1 protein-coding gene is annotated in these 1,321 nt (G+C 78.6%); it reads left to right on the top strand.

Going from position 1 to position 1,321, the window contains the following annotated elements:
- Nucleotides 1-280: 280 nt before the first annotated feature.
- On the top strand, nucleotides 281-1,321 hold a 1,041-nt coding region (cobT, locus tag AC51EU_RS30575), incomplete at its 3' end, for a nicotinate-nucleotide--dimethylbenzimidazole phosphoribosyltransferase (protein ID WP_496270340.1).

Genomic DNA, 1,321 nt, shown 5'->3' with positions numbered 1-1,321 from the left:
GGGCTGGACCGTGCCGAGATCCCCCGTATCGTCCGCGCCCACCCCGCCATCACGGCGGCCCGCGAACTCCCCCTCCCCGACTCCCGCGCCCACCGCCCGCCCCTGCTGCGCGCGCTGGCCCCGTGGGTGTGCGAGGTGGAGTTCGGGGAGGGGTAGGCAGGGCCGTCGCGGGCGGGGCGCGCCACCGGCGGCAGGCCGGGGCACACGCCCCCGTACTCCCCGTGCGGACCGGCCGCCACCACGGGCGCACCGCTGGGCCGTTGCCGGTAATCTGCGCCCAATGAGCGCCCTGAACCTCGATGACTTCGCCCATCTGATCGAGCGCCCCGACGCCGGCGCGCGCCGTGACGCCGAGGAGCGCCGGGCCCGTACCGCCCTGCCGCCCGGTGCGCTCGGCCGTCTCGACGAGCTGGGCGCCTGGCTGGCGTCCGCCCAGCAGAACGTCCCGGTACGGCCGCTGGCCCGCCCCCGGGTGCTGCTGTTCGCGGGCGACCACGGCGTGGCGGGGCTGGGCGTCTCGGCGCGGGCCGCGGGCGGCACCAAGGACCTCGTACGGGCCGTGCTGGACGGGGCGAGCCCGGTCGCGGTGCTGGCCCGGGAGGCCGGTGCGGGCGTCCGTGTGGTGGACATGGCGGTGGACTGCGACCCCGGTGAGCTGCCCGAGGAGGTCACCCGCCACCGGGTGCGCCGCGGCTCGGGCCGGATCGACGTCGAGGACGCGCTGACGCCCGAGGAGGCCGAGGCCGCGTTCCGGGCCGGGATGGCCGTGGCGGACGAGGAGGCGGACGCCGGTACGGACGTGGTGGTGCTGGGCGATCTCAGCGTCGGCGGGACGACGGCGGCGAGCACCCTGATCGCGGCGCTGTGCGGCACCGACGCCTCCGTCGTCACCGGCCGCGGCGGCGCCGGCATCGACGACCTGGCCTGGATGCGCAAGTGCGCCGCGATCCGCGACGCGCTGCGCCGGGCCCGCCCGGTCCTCGGCGACCAGCTCGCGCTGCTGGCCGCGACCGGCGGCGCCGACCTCACCGCGATCACCGGCTTCCTGCTCCAGAGCGCGGTACGGCGCACGCCCGTGATCCTGGACGGCGTGGTGTCGGCGGCCTGCGCGCTGGTGGGGCAGCGGGTCGCGTTCCGGGCCCCGGACTGGTGGCTGGCCGGGCAGGCGAGCGGGGAGCCGGCGCAGGCCAAGGCGCTGGACCGGCTCGCGCTCGACCCGCTGCTGGACCACGGCGTCACCGCCGGCGAGGGGACGGGGGCGCTGCTGGCGCTGCCGCTGGTGCGGGCGGCCGCCTCCCTGGCGGCGGAGCTGCCGGTCCGC

This window comes from Candidatus Streptomyces philanthi, assembly GCF_059553635.1.
Note: the sequence above shows the minus strand (reverse complement) of the source record. Positions and strands in the feature narration are given on the sequence as shown.